12 protein-coding genes are annotated in these 13,962 nt (G+C 63.4%); 6 read left to right on the top strand and 6 right to left on the bottom strand.

Annotation, left to right across the window (positions count from 1 at the left end):
* Positions 1 to 5: 5 nt before the first annotated feature.
* From AC0L2R_RS21570 to AC0L2R_RS21550, 5 genes are all read right to left on the bottom strand, one after another.
* The gene (locus AC0L2R_RS21570) at positions 6 to 851 is read right to left on the bottom strand and encodes a metal ABC transporter permease (RefSeq protein WP_091595221.1); all 846 of its coding nucleotides are present in this window, start codon (positions 849 to 851) and stop codon (positions 6 to 8) included.
* The gene (sitC, locus tag AC0L2R_RS21565; RefSeq protein WP_077379653.1) at positions 848 to 1,705 is read right to left on the bottom strand and encodes an iron/manganese ABC transporter permease subunit SitC; all 858 of its coding nucleotides are present in this window, start codon (positions 1,703 to 1,705) and stop codon (positions 848 to 850) included. The genes AC0L2R_RS21570 and sitC overlap by 4 nt, the downstream gene beginning before the upstream one ends.
* Positions 1,702 to 2,607, bottom strand: a complete 906-nt coding sequence (locus AC0L2R_RS21560) for a manganese/iron ABC transporter ATP-binding protein (protein ID WP_473511416.1) — start codon at positions 2,605 to 2,607, stop codon at positions 1,702 to 1,704. Before AC0L2R_RS21560 ends, sitC begins: the two co-directional genes overlap by 4 nt.
* Complete coding sequence (locus AC0L2R_RS21555; protein ID WP_473511469.1) at positions 2,604 to 3,485, bottom strand: metal ABC transporter substrate-binding protein; 882 nt, start codon at positions 3,483 to 3,485, stop codon at positions 2,604 to 2,606. The genes AC0L2R_RS21560 and AC0L2R_RS21555 overlap by 4 nt, the downstream gene beginning before the upstream one ends.
* Before the next feature lie 321 nt (positions 3,486 to 3,806).
* Entirely contained in the window at positions 3,807 to 4,520 is a 714-nt protein-coding gene (locus tag AC0L2R_RS21550) for an HAD family hydrolase (RefSeq protein ID WP_473511414.1), read from the bottom strand.
* Positions 4,521 to 4,669: 149 nt separating this feature from the next.
* Here AC0L2R_RS21550 and AC0L2R_RS21545 point away from each other — a divergent pair, with 149 nt between their 5' ends.
* The 3 genes from AC0L2R_RS21545 (at position 4,670) to AC0L2R_RS21535 (ending at position 8,607) form a co-directional block, all read left to right on the top strand.
* Positions 4,670 to 6,106 carry a glutamine synthetase family protein gene (locus tag AC0L2R_RS21545; RefSeq protein WP_473511413.1) on the top strand — a complete coding sequence of 479 codons (1,437 nt, stop codon included), beginning with the start codon at positions 4,670 to 4,672 and terminating at the stop codon, positions 6,104 to 6,106.
* A gap of 137 nt (positions 6,107 to 6,243) precedes the next feature.
* Positions 6,244 to 7,527, top strand: coding sequence for an NAD(P)/FAD-dependent oxidoreductase (locus AC0L2R_RS21540; RefSeq protein ID WP_473511468.1), 1,284 nt, complete (start codon positions 6,244 to 6,246; stop codon positions 7,525 to 7,527).
* 228 nt (positions 7,528 to 7,755) lie between these two features.
* The gene (locus AC0L2R_RS21535) at positions 7,756 to 8,607 is read left to right on the top strand and encodes an SH3 domain-containing protein (protein WP_473511412.1); all 852 of its coding nucleotides are present in this window, start codon (positions 7,756 to 7,758) and stop codon (positions 8,605 to 8,607) included.
* Between the two features lie 112 nt (positions 8,608 to 8,719).
* Here AC0L2R_RS21535 and AC0L2R_RS21530 read toward each other — a convergent pair whose 3' ends face one another.
* On the bottom strand, positions 8,720 to 9,466 hold the full coding sequence (locus AC0L2R_RS21530) for an SDR family oxidoreductase (RefSeq protein ID WP_473511467.1): 747 nt from the start codon (positions 9,464 to 9,466) through the stop codon (positions 8,720 to 8,722).
* Between the two features lie 308 nt (positions 9,467 to 9,774).
* Here AC0L2R_RS21530 and zwf point away from each other — a divergent pair, with 308 nt between their 5' ends.
* From zwf to edd, 3 genes are all read left to right on the top strand, one after another.
* The gene (gene zwf / locus AC0L2R_RS21525; RefSeq protein ID WP_473511410.1) at positions 9,775 to 11,244 is read left to right on the top strand and encodes a glucose-6-phosphate dehydrogenase; all 1,470 of its coding nucleotides are present in this window, start codon (positions 9,775 to 9,777) and stop codon (positions 11,242 to 11,244) included.
* Positions 11,226 to 11,942, top strand: a complete 717-nt coding sequence (gene pgl, locus AC0L2R_RS21520; protein WP_473511408.1) for a 6-phosphogluconolactonase — start codon at positions 11,226 to 11,228, stop codon at positions 11,940 to 11,942. Before zwf ends, pgl begins: the two co-directional genes overlap by 19 nt.
* A gap of 66 nt (positions 11,943 to 12,008) precedes the next feature.
* Positions 12,009 to 13,853, top strand: coding sequence for a phosphogluconate dehydratase (gene edd / locus AC0L2R_RS21515; RefSeq protein ID WP_473511406.1), 1,845 nt, complete (start codon positions 12,009 to 12,011; stop codon positions 13,851 to 13,853).
* Positions 13,854 to 13,962 lie beyond the last annotated feature (109 nt).

Genomic DNA, 13,962 nt, shown 5'->3' with positions numbered 1-13,962 from the left:
AGTTTCTAGCCCTCCTCACCGAGCTCCATTCGGCCCGCCTTGAGTGTGGTGACGACGAAGGCGGCAATGAAGGCGGCAGACAGCATGAGAACGATGGTCGGCGCCGGTGCGCTGTCGATGAAGAAGGACAGATAGACGCCTAGGAACGACGCGGCGACCGCAATCGCCACCGACAGGATCAGCATGGCGCTGAACTGCCTTGTGAGCAGGAAGGCGATGGCGCCCGGCGCGATCAGCATGGCGATGGCCATGATGATGCCGACCGCCTTAAGCGCGCCGACGATGGTGAGCGAGATCAGGCAAAGCAGGCCGTAATGGAGCAGGTTGACCCGAAGACCGACCGCGCGCGCCTGAGCCGGGTCGAAGGCGTGCAGCAGGAAGTCGCGCCACTTGATGCCGATGATGCCGGCCGTGATCGCAGCAATGAGCCCCGTTTCGACGATGTCGCGCAGGCCGATGCCCAGAACGTCGCCGAACAATATGTGGTCGAGATGCACGTCGGACTGAATTTTCACGTAGAGCACCAGGCCGAAGCCGAACATGCCGGAGAAGACGATGCCCATGACCGTGTCCTGCTTGATGCGGCTGTTGTCCTTGAGGAAGCCGGTGGCGAGAGCGCAGACCATCCCGGCGGCGAAGGCGCCGATCGAATACGGGAATCCGAGGATGTAAGCGATGACCACGCCGGGAAAGACGGCGTGGCTGATGGCGTCGCCCATCAGCGACCAGCCCTTGAGAACGAGAAAGCAGGAGAGCAGCGCCGTCGGCACGGCGACCAGCACCGAAGCAATCAGCGCATTGACCATGAAGCCGAACTGGAAGGGGGCAAGCAGTGTATCGAGGATGCTCACAGGCTGGCCTCCAAGGCTCTCGCCGAGCGGCGGCGGGCTGCCAGCATTCCATGCTTGGGAGCGAAGAAGAAGGCGGCGAGAAAGATCAGCGTCTGCAACACGACGATGATGCCGCCGGTGGCGCCGTCGAGGAAATAGCTGACATAGGCGCCGGTGAAACTCGTCGCCGCGCCGATGACGACCGCGATGACGAGCAGGCGCGGAAAGCGGTCCGTCAGAAGATAGGCGGTCGCGCCGGGCGTCACCACCATGCAGATGACCAGGAAGGCGCCGACGGTCTGAAGCGCGGCGACCGTGGAGGCCGATAGCAGCATGAAGAACATGATCTTGAGCGCGCTCGGGTTGAGGCCGATCGAGCGGGCATGGCTCTCGTCGAAGAAGACCACCATCAGATCCTTCCATTTCACCAGCAGGACGGCGAGCGAGACGAAGCCTATGATGGCGAGCTGAAGCGTGTCTTCCGGAGTGATGGCCAGAATGTTGCCGAGCACGATCGTCTGGATATTCACCGAGGTCGGCGACAGCGACACCATGAACAAGCCGAGGCCAAAGAAGGAGGAGAAGATCAGGCCGATGATGGCGTCTTCCTTCAGCTTGGTGCGCTGGTTGAGGAAGAGCATCGCCGCGGCGGCGAGCCCGCCGGAGAAGAAGGCGCCGATCGAGAAGGGAAGGCCCAGCATATAGGCGCCGGCGACGCCCGGCACGATCGAATGCGATAGCGCGTCACCGATCAGCGACCAGCCTTTCAGCATCAGATAGCAGGACAGGAAGGCGCAGACACCGCCGACCAGGGCGGACACCCACATGGCATTGAGCATATATTCGTAGCCGAACGGCTCGAGCAGGACACTCATTCGTCCGGTTCCCGCATCTTGTGCTGCATGGCTCCGTTCTCTCCGTAGAAGACCAGTGGCCGCTCGTCGTCGGTGATGACGGCAAGGCGGCGCCTGTCGTCGTCCTCATGCAGCCCGGCGCCGCCCAGCACGAAATGACGCAAGACGCCGCCGAAAGCCTTTTCCAGGTTCGCCTGCGTGAAGGTCTGGCCTGTCGGCCCGTAGGCAAGGACCGTGTTCCGGAGCAGCACGGCACGGTCGCAGAACTCCGGCACGCTACCCAGATTATGCGTCGAGACCAGCATCACCCGGCCTTCGTCCCGGAGCGCGCGCAGCAGTTCGATGATAGCGTCCTCGGTCCTGACGTCGACGCCAGTGAAGGGCTCGTCGAGCAGGATGACGCGCCCGTCCTGCGCCAGCGCCCGAGCGAGAAAGACGCGCTTCTTCTGCCCGCCCGAAAGCTCGCCGATCTGGCGCTTGCGGAAATCGCTCATGCCGACACGCGCAAGCGCTGATGTAACCGCCTCGCGATCAGCAGCCTTCGGAATGCGCATCATGCCCATATGGCCGTAACGCCCCATCATGACGACGTCCTCGACCAGTACTGGAAAGTCCCAGTCGACCTCCTCGGCCTGCGGCACATAGGCGACGACGTTCTCCCTCAGCGCGGCCGCGGCCGGCCGTCCGAGAACAAGAATCTCTCCCTTTGCCAGCCGCACGAAGCCCATGATGGCTTTGAACAGCGTCGACTTGCCCGAGCCGTTGACACCGACAAGTGCCGTGATCGTGCCTGTCGGAATTTCAAAGCTCGCATCGCGCAGCGCCGTGAGGCCGTTGCGGTAGGTGACGGTCGCGCCGCGCACGGCGAGACCGCCTCCCGCATCCTGCGACGCGGCGGCAAGAGGCGGAACGGCTTCGTTCATTGCGACAGCCCTGCGGCGAGGCCTTTCTGAATTGTATCCGATGTCACACGCAGCAGGTCGATATAGGTCGGCACCGGGCCGTCCGCCTCGCTGAGGGAATCGACGTAGAGCACGCCACCGTAATGGACCCCCGTCTCGCGCGCGACCTGCCGGGCCGGCTTGTCCGACACGGTGCTTTCACTGAAGACGGCGACGATCTTGTTGTCCCTGACGGCGTCGATCACCTTGCGAACCTGCTGCGGGGTGCCTTGCTGGTCAGCGTTGATCGGCCACAAATAAAGCTCCTTCAGCGCGAAATCGCGTGCGAGGTAGGAGAAAGCGCCTTCGCTCGACACCAGCCAGCGCCTGTCCTGCGGGATCGAGGCAAGCTTATCGCGGATCGGCGCGACGGCCGCCTCTATCTTTGCCTTGTAGGCTTCCGCATTGGCCTTGTAGGTCTCGGCATGCGCCGGATCGTGCTCGACGAAGGCGTCGCGAATGTTGTCGACGTAGATCAGCGCGTTTGTCGGCGACATCCAGGCATGCGGATTCGGTTTTCCGGTATAGGGTCCCTCGTCGATGCTCATCGGTTGGACGCCCTCGGAGACGATGGCGCCGGGCACGTCGCTGAGGTTCTGGAAGAATTTTTCGAACCAGAGTTCGAGGTTGAGCCCGTTCCACAGAATGAGCTTTGCGCCCTGCGCCCGCTGAATGTCGCCCGGCGTCGGCGCGTAATTGTGGATCTCCGCCCCCGGTTTGGTGATCGATTCCACGATCGCTGCGTCGCCCGCCACGTTCTTCGCCATGTCGGCGATGACGGTGAAGGTCGTCACGGCCTTGAATTTTTCCTGCGCTTTCGCTGGGCTTGAAGCCACTGCCGCAGCGAAAACCGCAGCCATCAACCCGACGGCAACCCATCGCCCGTATCTCTCGATCATCAAAATCTCCTGTCGCGATTTACTCGCATGTCGCGCGGGCGCTGTGACGCCGCGCTTGTCGCATATTCTGCAATTGCGACTGATTTGCAAGTAGAAAACGATTTTGCAGCATCGATTGTACAAGAGCCGCGCGTTTGGAGGGGCCGCGCGATGGAGGGGCCGCGCGAGTAGGGTCAGCGACAGCGCGGCTCTTTGGCGGAGCCGACAACAAGGATTGCGATGCGCAATGTCCGGCATCGATACGCCTGCCGCGCACGTCCGGTCCGACGCCGAGACACGCGATCAGCCGGCTTTCCCGATGCTTTCGACCAGCCGGGGCAGTTCCGAGAGATCGGCTATCTGGCGGAAGCGAGGCGCGGTGACCGGCGGCTCGACATGTTCCAGCGCCCAGGTCAGCTCATGCGGCACGTGGATGCCCCAACTGCCGGCCTCGATGGCCGGCACCACGTCCGACTTGAGCGAATTGCCGACCATCATGCTTTTTTCGGCGCCATCACCGTGACGGCTGAAGATGCTGGTATAAGTGGCTGGGCTCTTGTCGCTGACGATCTCGACGGCATCGAACAGGTCACCGAGACCCGATTGCGCCAGCTTGCGTTCCTGATCGAAAAGGTCGCCCTTGGTGATCAGCACCAGGCGATAGGCGTCCGCCAGTTTTTCAACGGTTTCGCGCGCATGAGGCAGCGCCTCGATCGGATGGCCAAGCATCTCGCGGCCCGCGGCGAGAATTTCGGCGATGACCGAGGCCGGCGCGCGGCCCTCGGTAATCTCGATCGCCGTTTCGATCATCGACAGGGTAAACCCCTTGATGCCGAAGCCATAGACGGCGAGGTTGCGCTTCTCGACCTCCAGCAATCTTGCCGAGATGTGCTCCTCCTCGGCATGATCGGCGAGCAGCGCGGCAAAGCGCTTTTCGGTGATGCGGAAGAACTGCTCGTTCTGCCAGAGCGTGTCGTCGGCATCGAAGCCGATCGTGGTCAATTCATGGTTCCGCATTCGACGTCTTCAGCCGAGGTCATTGGACTTGCCTCGAACCTAAGCTGCCTGGAGCGATTTTCAACTGGCGGGCGAAGGCAGGGCCGGCTCCCCTTCCCTTCCATCACCGGCCCCGGCTATACTCCCAAATCCGCAACCTAATCTGGTGAATGATGCCGCCTGCAAAAAAGGAAGTCCGTCCGTCGAGCCGCGGAGGACGTATCCGCACGCCTGCCTTCGTGAAAAATCAACGTGGTGTGAAAAACTGGAAGGAAGTCGGCGCCTGGCTGGCGTGGCGCGGCATCGAGGATATCGAGTGCATCACCCCCGACCAGGCCGGTGTTGCGCGCGGCAAGATGATGCCGTCGAAGAAATTCACCTCCAACACCTCGCTGGCGCTGCCTTCGGCGGTGTTCATGACGACGATCTCCGGCGGCTACCCCGAGAACGGCAACGGCTTCAACTATCCGGAAGACGACGGCGACCTCAAGCTGATGCCGGACCTTTCGACGCTGACCGTGGTGCCGTGGGAAGAGGACCCGACGGCGGCGGTCATCTGCGATCTCGTCCACCAGGACGGCCGCTCGGTCGAGTTCACGCCGCGCAACGTGCTGAAGCGTGTGCTTGCCGCTTACGACAAGCGCGGGCTGAAGCCGGTGGTGGCGCCCGAGATCGAGTTCTACCTGGTGCGCAAGAATCCCGATCCGGACTACCCGCTGACCCCGCCGGTCGGGCGTTCGGGACGGGCGATCGGCGGTGGCGCCGGCTATTCGATCGCCGGCGTCAACGAGTTCGACGAACTGATCGACGACATCTACCATTTCTCCGAAAGCCAGGGCCTGGAAATCGACACGCTGATCCACGAGGAAGGCGCCGGCCAGCTCGAGATCAATCTGCGCCACGGCGATCCGATCGAACTGGCCGACCAGGTGTTCATGTTCAAGCGCACCATCCGCGAGGCGGCGCTGAAGCATGAGATCTATGCCACCTTCATGGCCAAGCCGATCCAGGGGCAGCCCGGGTCGGCCATGCATATCCACCAATCGATCATCGACAAGAAGACCGGCAGGAACGTCTTTTCTGCCGAGGACGGCTCGGAAACCGAAGCCTTCTTCCATTTCCTCGGCGGCATGCAGAAACATGTGCCGAACGCGCTGGTGATGTTTGCGCCCTACGTCAATTCCTATCGCCGGCTGACGCAGTCGGCTTCGGCGCCGGTCAACAACAAATGGGGCTACGACAACCGCACCACCGCCTTCCGCGTCCCGCGCTCCGACCCGGCAGCCAGGCGAGTCGAGAACCGCATCCCCTCCTCAGACGCCAATCCCTATCTGGCGATGGCCGCATCGCTCGCCTGCGGGCTGATCGGCATGACCAACAAGATCAAGGCCGAACCGCCGGTTCTCACCACCGCCAACGCGGCCGAGATCGACCTGCCGCGCAGCCTGCTCGAGGCGGTCGACCTGTTCGAAGCCGACGAGGAACTCTGCACGCTGCTCGGCAAGTCGTTCGCCGCCACCTATGCGGCGATCAAGCGGGCGGAATTCGAGACCTTCATGGAAGTGATCAGCCCGTGGGAGCGGGAGTATTTGTTATTGAATGTGTGAGTGGCGACTTCGTCCCGTGAATGGTGAATGGTGAATGGTGAAATGAACGACGTCTTCGCCGATGGCAAGCGAGCCGCTTCGTCGTCCATTCACCATTCACCATTCACTATTCACCACCGCCGAAAGGCGGTGCAATCCTGACCTACCAATCCCCAATCTCCCCCGGCCGCTCCTGGTATGAGGACACCGCCGGTCCACGGCCCGAATACAAGGCGCTTGACGGTGACCTGAGCTGCGACGTCGTCGTCGTTGGCGGCGGTTTTACCGGCCTGTCGGCGGCGGTGCACCTCGCCAGGGCCGGCAGCAATGTCGTGCTGGTCGAAGCGCATCGTTTCGGCGACGGCGCATCGGGCCGCAATGGCGGCCAGCTCGGCACCGGTCAGCGCGCCTGGGCCGAGGAGATCGAAGCGGAATACGGCTTTTCCCGGGCCAAGGCGCTGTTCGACCTCGCCGAAGAGGCCAAGGCGCATCTCCTCGAATTCGCCGCCGTCAACAAGATCGAGATCGACTACATGCAAGGCCAGATGTCGGTGGCGCACAAGCAGCGCTATGTCGACGACTACAAGGCGCATGCCGAGATCATGGCGAACCGCTTCGGCTATCCGCACATCAGCTTCATGGACGCCAGGGAGACGGCGGAGCGGTTGGGCTCGGCGCGCTATTTCGGCGGCACCCGCGACACCGGCACCGGGCACATCCATCCGCTGAAGCTGGTGATCGGCACGGCAAAAGTGGCGGCGCAGGCGGGCGCGCAGCTGTTCGAGCAGACGCCGGCGACCGCCATCGCGTCCGTTGGCGGCAAGGTCAGGGTCACGACGCCGAAAGGCACGATATCAGCCGAGAAATGTCTGATCGGCGTCAACGCCCATGGCGGCACGCTCGAGCCGATCAGTGCCGCGCATATCATGCCGATCGGCTCCTTCATCGGCGCGACGGTGCCGCTTGCGGATTCAAGCGTGTTGCCGGGCGGTGAGGCGGTCGACGATTCCCGCTTCGTCGTGCGCTACTTCCGCAAATCGACGGATGGGCGGCTGCTGTTCGGCGGGCGCGAGATCTACGCGGTCAACGATCCGAAAGACATCCATGTCCACATCCGCCGGCAGATCGCCGAGCTTTACCCTGACCTCAGGGATGTCGAGATCACCCATGGCTGGGGCGGCTATGTCGGCATCACGATGCCGAGAAAACCGTTCGTGCGCGAGGTGATGCCCAATGTGATCTCGGTCGGCGGCTATTCCGGCCACGGCGTCATGCTGTCGAACTTTTTCGGCAAGCTCTATGCCGAGACCGTCGCCGGCAACCGGGACCGGCTGAGGCTGATCCAGGACCTGAACATCCCGGCCTTTCCCGGTGGCCGGCGCTTGCGCGCGCCTCTGATGTTTCTTGCGCTCAACTGGTATGCCTTGAGGGACCGCATATAACCACAGGTTGCAAAATCCCTTGCAAGTTGCAGAATCGATCGTAAAGGTGCAGAATCCGCACCGCAAGGGCGCAGTGATGCCACAATCGCCGGCAAAGGATGCCGGTTCTGGGCAGTCGAAGGGGGATTTTGCGGGCCTGCCCGCGTTGGATTGGGACCGATGCCGACCAGATGCCGGTTTCCCGACACAGGTCGTAAGAACGTTGGCCCGCAAATGGAGGTTGTAAGAGTGAGAGAGCCCTTCAGTTTCGGCGCGCCGGAACGACGGCGCTTTGCGATGCAGTTTGGCTACGACATGCAGCCCAGGTTCTGGCGGCAAATCCGGTCGAACCTGCATCTGGTCATCGCCGCGTTTGGAACAGCAGCGCTGCTTGGCGTGGCAGCGATGGCGCTATGGCTGGCATTGCCGGCCACCGAGAGACAAGCGGTCGCCAGTCCCGAGCAGATCGTTTCCAGCATTCCGGTGAAAACGACAAGGATCGTGCCGGCCGCGGCCGCGGCCGCAAGGATAGAAGCGGCACAGCAGGCTGCGAGCAAGACCGATGCGATTTCGTCGGCGGTGGTCGCAGCGAAGGCCGAGATAGCGGCGCTGGCGCCCAATGATCCTCGCTGGACAGGATCGGGACCGAAGACCACATCCGGCCAGACGGGGGGCGGCCAGACGGCGGGCGGCCAGACGGCGGGCCAGGCTGAAAAAGCAGACAAGCCGTCCACCGCGGCAGCATTCGCCGATCCGGCAGCGAAAACCAAAGTGGCAGCATTGATTGCCAAAGTCGCTGCTCCCGCCAAGGCGGCGACGGACGGTGCGTCAACCGCCGCCATCTCGACCCCGAAGCCTCTGCCGGCCGCGACACAGAAGGATGGCGCCCAGGCCAAAGTCGAGGCCAAGCCAGCGAGCGCGGCAGGACGTATCCTCAGGGGCGTCACCATGCGCACCGGTCCGAAGAACAGTGCGGCCGCCATCGTCACCATTCCGGCCAAGACCTCGGTTCAGGTGATGGGCTGCAAGAAATGGTGCCAGATCGTCTACAACGGCAAACGCGGCTGGATCTACAAGAGCTTCGTCAAGACCGGCGCGTAGCATCGGTCAGGCCGTTCTTTGACGTTGCCCACGGCTCATTTGGCTGCCGCAATCAACCGCCCGCGTGCGAGGGACGGTCAGGTCAAACTTGAAACCGACAGGGCCGAACGGCTCAGATGCACCGTCCGCCGTCGATCTCCAGCGCCACGCCAGTGATGAAGGCCGCCTCGTCCGAAGCCAGCCACAGCGCCGCGTTGGCTATGTCGAGCGGCGTCGAAAGCCGGCCAAGCGGGATCGACGCGCGGAATTTCTCGCGGATTTCGGGTGTGTCGGCGCCCATGAATTTTTCGAGCATGCCGGTCTCGCCGGCAACCGGGCACAGGCAGTTGACGCGGATGTTCTTCGGCGCGAGTTCCACCGCCATGGATTTGGTCGCGGTGATCGCCCAGCCCTTCGACGCATTGTACCAGGTGAGGCCGGGCCGCGGCCTGATGCCGGCGGTCGAGGCCGTGGTCAGGATGACGCCGCCGCCTTGCCTAGCCATCACCGGCACGACCGCCAGGGCGGCGTGATAGATCGCCTTCATGTTGACGGCAGTGATCAGATCGAAGGTCGTCTCGTCGACCTCGAGCATATCGCCGTTGCGATGGGTGTAGCCGGCATTGTTGACCATGATGTCGATGCGGCCAAAGGCACTCTTTGCGGCATAGACCATCTCGTCGAACTCGGAACGGGTCGAGACGTCCGTCTGGGTCCAGATCGCCGCCCGGCCGATCTCGTTGGCGACGCGTTCGGCGCCCTTGGCGTTGAGGTCGGCGACAACAACCTTGGCGCCCTCCTCGGCAAAACGCTTGGCCATGCCCTCGCCGAAGCCTGACGCGGCACCGGTGATGATGGCAACTTTGTTTTCCAGGCGCATGGCTTTCTCACTCATGATTGAAGACTCCCCGCTCCGGCAACCTCCGGCAAGGGCCGCCGAAAGATCAATATACTCTCGATTTCTCCTTTGGCTTTCGCCTCGATCCCGCTCTATGCTGCAGCTGCGAAGGCCTCCCGGAACCACCTCGCCGACAAGCGTCCGGGTTGCGCCAGTGTCAAGGGCACACCTCAGGACAATCGGCAAACGCCCAATTGGCCCTGGGATGTGACGCCGTGTCACTGGAAAATCTAAATCGATTAGATTATATCCACACGTACACCAGCGAGCGGCGTCAGAGCGGACAGACCATGACCAGCCAGATCATTCCCGTCGACCCTTTCGACTTCATCATTTTCGGCGGCACCGGCGATCTGTCGGAACGCAAGCTTTTGCCGTCACTCTATCATCGCCAGCGCGGCCATCAGTTTTCCGAACCGACGCGCATCATCGGCACGTCGCGCTCGAAAATGACCGACGAGGAATTCCAGGCTTTCGCCAGGCAGGCGATTTCCGACCATGTGAAACCGGCCGATATCGACGCCGCAGAATTGGAGACGTTCCTTGCCCGGCTTTCCTACGTCTCGGCTGACGCGACGACCGGCGCGGGCTTCGACAAACTGAAGACGGCGATCGGTGACAGCGAATGCATCCGCGCCTTCTACCTGGCGGTTGCGCCGGCGCTGTTCGGCGACATCTCGCACAAGCTGAAAGAGAACGGGCTGATCACGCCGAACTCGCGCATCGTGCTGGAGAAGCCGATCGGGCGCGATCTCGCCTCGGCGCGCCAGCTCAACGATTTGGTCGGCCACGATTTCCATGAAAGCCAGATTTTCCGCATCGATCACTATCTCGGCAAGGAAACGGTGCAGAACCTGATGGCGCTGCGCTTTGCCAATGCGCTCTACGAGCCGCTGTGGAATTCCGCCAATGTCGATCATGTGCAGATCACCGTGGCCGAGACCGTCGGCCTCGAAGACCGCGTCACCTATTACGACAAGGCGGGCGCGCTGCGCGACATGGTGCAGAACCACATGCTGCAGCTTCTCTGCCTCGTCGCCATGGAGGCGCCGTCGTCGATGGACGCCGACGCCGTGCGCGACGAAAAGCTGAAGGTTCTGCGCGCGCTGAAACGCATCAACGGCAATGAAGCGCCCAAGCACACGGTACGCGGCCAGTACCGTGCCGGGGCCTCGGCCGGCGGGCCGGTGATAGGCTATGTCGAGGAGCTCGGCAAGAACAGCAACACCGAGACCTTCGTTGCGCTCAAGGCCGAAATCGGCAACTGGCGCTGGGCGGGCGTGCCGTTCTACCTCAGGACGGGCAAGCGGCTGGCGACACGCGTTTCGGAGATCGTCATCGAATTCAAGCCGATCCCGCATTCGATCTTCGGCGACAGCGCCGGGCCGATCTCGGCCAACCAGCTGGTCATCCGGCTGCAGCCCGACGAAGGTGTCAAGCAGTTCATCATGATCAAGGATCCGGGGCCTGGCGGCATGCGGCTGCGCCAGATCCCGCTCGATATGAGCTTCGCGCAATCCTTCGACGGCCGCGCCCCCGACGCCTATGAGCGACTGATCATGGACGTCATCCGTGGCAACCAGACGCTGTTCATGCGCCGCGACGAGGTCGAGGCGGCGTGGAAATGGATCGACCCGATCCAGGACGCATGGGAAGGCGCCAGGCAGGAGGCGCAGGGCTATACCGCCGGCACGTGGGGCCCCTCCGCCTCGATTGCGCTGATCGAACGCGACGGGCGGACATGGCACGAGAGCAATTGAACGGCGACGCCTACAACTGGCACGCATTTGCCGAACGCCAGGACCTGGCGGCTGCACTTGCCGGCCACGTCGCAGGCCGCCTGACCACTGCGATCGCTGAGCGCGGCACGGCATTGCTCGCCGTTTCCGGCGGCACGACGCCGGCGAAATTTTTCGCATCGCTTTCGAGCATCCCGATCGCCTGGAACAAGGTCACGGTGACGCTGGTCGACGAGCGTTGCGTGTCGGTCTCCTCGCCGCGCTCCAATGCCGGGCTGGTCGCCGCCAATCTTTTGCAACACGCCGCCGCAGCCGCACGTTTCGTGCCGCTCTACCAAGAGGCAGAAAGCGTCGGCAACACATCGGAGGCCGATAGCAGGATGTTGCGGTCGCTGCCCTGGCCGCTCGATGTGGTCGTGCTTGGCATGGGAACCGATGGCCATACCGCGTCGTTTTTTCCTGATGCCGACAATCTGGAAACACTGCTCGACCCGTCGTCGGAAAGGGTCGTGCTCCCGGTTCACGCGACAAGCGCCGGCGAGCCGCGCCTGACGCTGTCGCTGGCGCGGATCGTCAGTGCCGGCTTCGTCGCGCTGCACATCGAGGGTGAGGACAAGCGCACGGCATTCGAAAGCGCGATGGCATCGGAAACGCGAAGGCCCATTCGCGCCGTGCTCGACGCAGCCGAGAGACCCGTACAGGTTTTCTGGGCACCCTGATTTCAACTTGCCGAGGGCTCCCGCACGGACCGTGTTTGCGGAACCTCGCCTGAAAGGACCGACGCCATGACCGCGAGACGCGACATCGAAGCCATCACCGAGCGCATCCGCCAACGCTCCAGACCGGGGCGCGAGGCCTATCTCGGCCGCATCGCCGAGGCATCGAGCCGCACCGCCAACCGGGCCGTGCTGTCCTGCGGCAACCTCGCCCACGGCTTTGCCGTGTGCAGCCCTTCGGAAAAGCTGGCATTGGGCGGCGACCGCGTGCCGAACCTCGGCATCATCACCTCCTATAACGACATGCTGTCGGCGCATCAGCCTTTCGAGACATTTCCGGCGCTGATCAAGGACGCGGCGCGCGAGGCCGGCGGCATTGCCCAGGTCGCCGGCGGCGTGCCGGCGATGTGCGACGGCGTCACCCAGGGCCAGCCCGGCATGGAGCTGTCGCTGTTCTCGCGCGACGTGATCGCGATGGCGGCGGCGATCGGCCTGTCGCACAACATGTTCGATGCCGCCGTCCATCTCGGCGTCTGCGACAAGATCGTGCCGGGGCTGGTGATCGCGGCGCTGACCTTCGGCCATCTGCCGGCGGTGTTCATCCCGGCCGGGCCGATGACGACGGGCCTGCCCAATGACGAGAAAGCCAAGGTCCGCCAGCTCTATGCCGAAGGCAAGGCGGGACGGGCCGAACTGCTCGAGGCCGAGTCCAAATCCTATCACGGGCCGGGAACCTGTACCTTCTACGGCACGGCGAACTCCAACCAGATGCTGATGGAGATCATGGGCCTGCACACGCCGGGCGCCTCCTTCGTCAACCCCGGCACGCCGTTGCGCGACGCGCTGACCCGGGAGGCGACGAAGCGGGCGCTGGCGATCACCGCGCTCGGCAACGCCTACACGCCGGTCGGCCGGATGATCGACGAGCGCTCGTTCGTCAACGGCATCGTCGGCCTGCACGCCACCGGCGGATCGACCAATCACACCATCCACCTGATCGCCATGGCCGCCGCGGCCGGCATCGCCATTAGCTGGCAGGATATTTCGGACCTTTCGGAAGCCGTGCCGCTGCTGGCGCGGGTCTATCCGAACGGCCTTGCCGACGTGAACCATTTCCACGCAGCCGGCGGGCTCGGCTTCCTGATCCGCGAACTGCTCGACGAGGGAATATTGCACGAGGACGTCCAGACGGTTTGGGGCGAAGGGCTGCGGCCTTATGCGGTCGAGGCCAAGCTCGGCGCCGATGGCGGCGTGGTGCGCGAGGCCTCGCCCCGCGAAAGCGGCGACGAGAAGGTGCTGGCGCCGTTCAAGAAGGCGTTCCAGCCGACGGGCGGGCTGAAAATGCTGTCAGGCAATCTCGGCCACGCCGTCATCAAGACTTCCGCCGTGAAACCGGAACGGCGCATCATCGAGGCGCCTGCCAAGGTTTTCGACAGCCAGCAAGGGCTCAACGAGGCGTTCAAGGCCGGCACGTTGACCGGCGATTTCATCGCCGTCATCCGCTTCCAGGGGCCGAAAGCCAACGGCATGCCGGAGTTGCACAAGCTGACCACCGTGCTCGGCGTCCTGCAGGATCGCGGCCAGCATGTGGCGCTGGTCACCGACGGGCGCATGTCGGGCGCCAGCGGCAAGGTGCCGGCGGCGATCCATGTGACGCCGGAGGCGGTCGAGGGCGGGCCGATCGCCAGGATCCATGACGGCGACATCATCAGGCTCGACGCCGACGCCGGTACGCTGGAAGTCTTGGTGCCGGCAGGCGATTTCGCGCTGCGCCGGGCAGCCGACAGCGATCTTGTCGGCAATGAATTCGGTTTTGGCCGCGAGCTTTTCGCCGGGTTGCGGCAAATGGTCGGCCGTGCCGACCACGGCGCCAGCGCATTCGGAAACAACGTGGCGGAATTCGCGCTGCAGTGAAAAAGGGCGGCTCGCGGCCACCCTTTTGGTGGTTCTCGTTTGCCACGCTATTTTGCCCTTTTGGCCACTACACTGCCTCCAGGGCAGACATGCTGTCCTATCTCCTTAA

It is taken from the genome of Mesorhizobium sp. WSM4820 (assembly GCF_055811075.1).
The sequence above is the reverse complement of the archived record's forward strand: the minus strand, read 5'-3'. Positions and strand labels throughout refer to the sequence as shown.